Consider the following 3,954-nt stretch of genomic DNA (forward strand, 5'->3'; position numbering starts at 1 on the left):
AGGGCGTCCCGGTGATCGATCTGCGGACCAAGCTGGGGCTGCCACCGGTCACCCCCACCGAGAATACCCGGATCATCGTCCTTGAAGTCCCGGTGGGTAGCCGCCAAATCACCATGGGGATGATTTCAGACCGGGTGATCGAGGTTACCTCGCTCGCCGAACACGAACTGGAAGCGGCCCCCGATGTCGGCGTGCGGTGGCGTTCCGAATATATCCGCGCCATTGGCCGCTCGGGCGGGGCTTTCGTGATTGTCTTCGATCTGTCCCAGCTTTTTTCCAGCGAGGAAGCTGCGCTGGTTTCCGCCGACCTGCCATTGAGTGCGAGCGACTGATCAGAGAAATGACGCGCGACGGCGGTGCGGTTCCGCCCGAGTTTTGGTATCTCGCGGCGATCTCGGATTTCGTCTGGCCTCGTCGCGTTTGTCGAGGCTCACGGGCTGGATCAGGGGGATAGCCGGGTGTCGGCGGAAATGAACAAGGGCCTAGCGGCGGCGACCGCTAGGCCCTTGAAAATCGGTGGTGCCGGCGAAAGGATTCGAACCCTCGGCCCGCGCATTACGAATGCGCAAAATTGGCAGAATACGGCAGAACATCGACGCACATCGGTCGGCCGATAAATGGCGGAAAATAAGGGGTATTGCGGCATGAGCTGAACATGGCGTAACCTTCTGGAACGTCCCTGAAGGGGGTGTATGTGTTACCTATCGGTTACCTATGAGGAGCCCGCCGCATGCCGAAGCTGAAGCTCACCGCGCTTGCCGTCTCCCGGCTTTCGCCTCCGGAAAGTGGACAGGTGGATTACTTCGACACCGCCATGCCATCGTTCGGGGTTCGGGTTTCGTTGGCGGGCACGCGCTCCTATTTCGTGATGACGCGCCTTAACGGGAAGCTCGTGCGCCTCACCATCGGCAGAGCCAAAACGAAGGACGATGATCCCGGATTTTCCCTTAAGGATGCCCGCGAAAAGGCTGGCGAGTGGGTCGAGCTTGCTGAACGCGGAATTGATCCGCGCCAAGTAAGGGCAACCGAAACGGAAGCCAAGGCCGAGAAAGCCGCCAACACCTTCAAGACAGTCGGCGAGCGGTTCATGCGCCAGCACGTCGAGCCGCGCCTTGCCCTTTCCACTCACCGGGAATACCGCCGCGCCTTGTTCGGATCGGATACGGCAGCATGGGCGGACAAGCCGGTTGACTCGATCACCCGCGCCGACGTTCGCGCCGTGCTGGATGCCATGGTTGAGCGTGGGAGCGCGGGCGGGGCGAACAACCTCCTTGCGCACCTGAGCAAGTTTTTTAATTGGTGCGCGGAGCAGGACTTGCTCGAAATCCCGCCGACCGACCGATTGAAGCCGCCAGGACAAAAGAACGTAGGGGAGCGCACGTTGACCGAGCCCGAGATTGCCGAGGTGTGGCAGGCGTTCGGCACGGAAGGCGGGGCGTTCTGCGACCTCTTCAAGCTCCTTCTTCTGACCGGCCAGCGAAGGGGGGAAGTCGGCGGAATGCGATGGAGTGAGCTTGTCGGCTTGGATGGCGATCGGCCAGCGTGGGAAATCCCGAGCGACCGGACGAAAAACGGACGCCCGCACACCGTCCCGCTTGCCCCGCTCGCCGCCGCCATCGCGAAAGGTCGCCCGGAGATCGGCGACGCCGGGTTTCTGTTCACCAACACCGGAAAGACCCCGGTTTCGGGGTTCAGCAAGACCAAGGAGCGCGTTGACGGTCGGATCGCCAGAAGGCGGGAAAAGGCCGGGCTTCCCCCGATGCCCGAATGGACGCTGCACGATCTGCGCCGCACCATGGTAACGATGATGAACGAGCGTCTTGGCATCGCCCCGCATGTCGTCGAGGCGTGCGTAAACCACGTTTCCGGCAGCGCAAAAGCAGGCGTGGCCGGGGTCTACAATAAAGCGATGTATCTTGAAGATCGACGCCGCGCGTTCGAATCGTGGGCGGGATATGTCGAAAAGATCGTAAAGGAAGGCGTGCCGGAGGGGGAAACCGGCTCAAGCGCAGCTCCGGCGACCGCTACAAATCCGCAAGCTGGACGACGCACAAATCCGCGCTCGACCTGATTCCCTTGTCGTTCGTAACGAACACGTCGCACGCGATTTCAAGAGCGGACGTGACGTGAATCGCATCGATCAGCTTCAAGCCGTTCGCCGCGCCGACTTTCGCGGCGCGCTCGCAGATTCCGAACTCGACCGGAACAAGCTCAAATGCTTCGATTTCGCTGAAAATTTCTCTGTACCGCTCGACAAGCTCCGAGCGCTCTGCCTTGTACGCCCCGTACAAGCACTCTGAGACGGTGATTTCGCTCGTAATAAGTCGCATGCCTTTCTCTTCGGCATGAGAAAAGAGGCGGGCAATATTTTCTTGCGCACCCGCCCAACCTTCGACGAAATAGATTATTATATTTGCATCAACGTATATACGTTGAGCGTCCGCAACGTGTTTATTCATCGCCCCGGAACTCACGGATTCCAGCGTCAATATCCTCTTGCGTCCGCTCGCCATAAAGCCGCGCACCGACGCCCTTCAACTCAAGCAATCGCGCCATGCGGCTCTTGACGCCTTCGCCCGGCTCGATCACAGCTCCGTCCGTCGCCAGCCCCTTCGCGGCCACGGGGACTCGTGCTTTCCCCGCGACATCGGACAGACGCGACCGAGGCCGCGTGACGCTATCGACGATGACAACGGAAAAGCTCTCGCCGGGCTTGATCCCCGCCCGGTTGGCAATGGCTTGGTTGACCGTTTCCAAGGTCACGTCTCGAATGACCGTTTCCATGTCAGTGTCTCAGCCTTCAACCACTTGTTTCATATGGGGAAAATTAAAAGATACGGAGACATTATACGCCATGTCGTCGGATTTCCAAATTTATCGGAGGGAGCGAATCGCCAGACTTCCGACCGCCCCCAAACCGAGTTGCAACAAGACAAACAACCGGACAAAAGCACATAATTTGATTTTTATTTTAAATAAGATACAATTGTACAGTTTACACACCTAACAACCTACCACTTTATGCACAGACTCAAAATAAAAAGCCGGGGTTTCACCCTCGTCGAGTTGATTGTGGTCATCACCATTCTCGTCATCCTCGGGACGATAGCCTTCGTCCAACTCGGGGGATTCTCTTGATCGGCTCGGGATTCCGTCCGGATCAGTAACGCAACCGCGTTGTACCGGGGACTCACGATGAACTATGCGAAGACCGGATATTTCCCGATGCCGGACAGCCCCTCGATCAGCCTGACCTACTCCGGGGCGGTCATCGGCACGCAAGGAAACGCCGGACAGACCGTCCAGAGTATCGGGAAAATGAGTCCGATCCCGAACGATCCGGTCACAGGTCTTCCCCTCGCGTATTCGGTCAATGCCAGCCGTTCGAAAGGCGAAATCCTCGGATTTCTCGAAAACTCCGAAAACGTCTCCCAGTCCACCCCGTTCGCAAGCGAGGCATACGCGGGCAATATCTCTGGATATCCCTTCACGAGAGGCGATTCCCTCTGAGTAATCCTCTCGAACACGGGAGGAAACACGAACACCCCGATCCATCTCGTCTTGTCCGGATCGTTTGACATAGGGGGCACTGCTTCTCTCTCGGGATATGTCGCCTACCAAACCTCGAAAACCGTCCTGTCCGATGCGGGACTTTCCGGCATCAGCACCTCGTATGTCCCTGTGATCCCATCGCCGGTCGCGGTTCTGCGCTGGGCGACACAGACGAAAGTGAGCGCCTCCGACAAGGCGGTGGGCGACTGGTTCGGCAGCTCCGTCTCCCTCTCCTCGGATGGAAACACCGCCGTTGTCGGGGCGAACGGTGCCCTGTCCACCGCCGGAGCAGCATACATCTTCACGCGATCAGGTGGGACATGGACGGAGCAAGCGAAGCTCACCGCATCGGACTGAGCGTCGGGCGACTGGTTCGGCAGCTCCGTCTCCCTCTCCTCGGAT

Annotated in this window: 7 protein-coding genes; 5 read left to right on the top strand and 2 right to left on the bottom strand. The window is 59.0% G+C overall.

Features of this window, described 5'->3' with window-relative positions; genetic code table 11:
• Both K678_RS17015 and K678_RS17020 read left to right on the top strand, forming a co-directional pair.
• On the top strand, nucleotides 1–332 hold a 332-nt coding region (locus K678_RS17015), incomplete at its 5' end, for a chemotaxis protein CheW (RefSeq protein ID WP_021133718.1).
• Nucleotides 333–730: 398 nt separating this feature from the next.
• Nucleotides 731–2,071 carry a tyrosine-type recombinase/integrase gene (locus K678_RS17020; RefSeq protein ID WP_021133719.1) on the top strand — a complete coding sequence of 447 codons (1,341 nt, stop codon included), beginning with the start codon at nucleotides 731–733 and terminating at the stop codon, nucleotides 2,069–2,071.
• Here the strand turns inward: K678_RS17020 and K678_RS17025 are convergent.
• Together K678_RS17025 and K678_RS17030 are read right to left on the bottom strand one after the other, a co-directional pair.
• A complete protein-coding gene (locus K678_RS17025) occupies nucleotides 2,025–2,459 on the bottom strand; it encodes a type II toxin-antitoxin system VapC family toxin (RefSeq protein ID WP_039853746.1) in 435 nt (144 codons plus the stop codon). The two genes, K678_RS17020 and K678_RS17025, sit on opposite strands and share 47 nt — an antisense overlap.
• Nucleotides 2,452–2,784 carry a hypothetical protein gene (locus K678_RS17030; protein ID WP_021133721.1) on the bottom strand — a complete coding sequence of 111 codons (333 nt, stop codon included), beginning with the start codon at nucleotides 2,782–2,784 and terminating at the stop codon, nucleotides 2,452–2,454. The genes K678_RS17025 and K678_RS17030 overlap by 8 nt, the downstream gene beginning before the upstream one ends.
• 237 nt (nucleotides 2,785–3,021) lie before the next feature.
• Between K678_RS17030 and K678_RS19990 the strand changes: the two genes are divergently transcribed.
• The 3 genes from K678_RS19990 (at nucleotide 3,022) to K678_RS19995 (ending at nucleotide 3,909) form a co-directional block, all read left to right on the top strand.
• Nucleotides 3,022–3,138: a pilus assembly FimT family protein gene (locus K678_RS19990; protein ID WP_021133722.1), complete on the top strand. Its 117-nt coding sequence runs from the start codon at nucleotides 3,022–3,024 to the stop codon at nucleotides 3,136–3,138.
• Nucleotides 3,139–3,195: 57 nt separating this feature from the next.
• Nucleotides 3,196–3,510 (top strand): hypothetical protein, encoded by a 315-nt coding sequence (locus K678_RS17035; protein WP_021133723.1) that lies wholly within the window; start codon nucleotides 3,196–3,198, stop codon nucleotides 3,508–3,510.
• 240 nt (nucleotides 3,511–3,750) lie between these two features.
• Nucleotides 3,751–3,909: a hypothetical protein gene (locus K678_RS19995; RefSeq protein WP_414533357.1), complete on the top strand. Its 159-nt coding sequence runs from the start codon at nucleotides 3,751–3,753 to the stop codon at nucleotides 3,907–3,909.
• Nucleotides 3,910–3,954: the final 45 nt, after the last annotated feature.

Source organism: Magnetospirillum fulvum MGU-K5, assembly GCF_000442515.1.
GTDB classification, from domain to species: Bacteria; Pseudomonadota; Alphaproteobacteria; order Rhodospirillales; family Magnetospirillaceae; genus Phaeospirillum; species Phaeospirillum fulvum_B.

Excerpts from the sequence above, each read along its gene's own strand:
- K678_RS17035 (WP_021133723.1), top strand. The coding sequence starts at position 3,196 with ATGAACTATGCGAAGACCGGATATTTCCCGATGCCGGACAGCCCCTCG.
- K678_RS17020 (WP_021133719.1), top strand. The coding sequence starts at position 731 with ATGCCGAAGCTGAAGCTCACCGCGCTTGCCGTCTCCCGGCTTTCGCCT.
- K678_RS17030 (WP_021133721.1), bottom strand. The coding sequence starts at position 2,784 with ATGGAAACGGTCATTCGAGACGTGACCTTGGAAACGGTCAACCAAGCC.
- K678_RS17025 (WP_039853746.1), bottom strand. The coding sequence starts at position 2,459 with ATGAATAAACACGTTGCGGACGCTCAACGTATATACGTTGATGCAAAT.
- K678_RS19990 (WP_021133722.1), top strand. The coding sequence starts at position 3,022 with ATGCACAGACTCAAAATAAAAAGCCGGGGTTTCACCCTCGTCGAGTTG.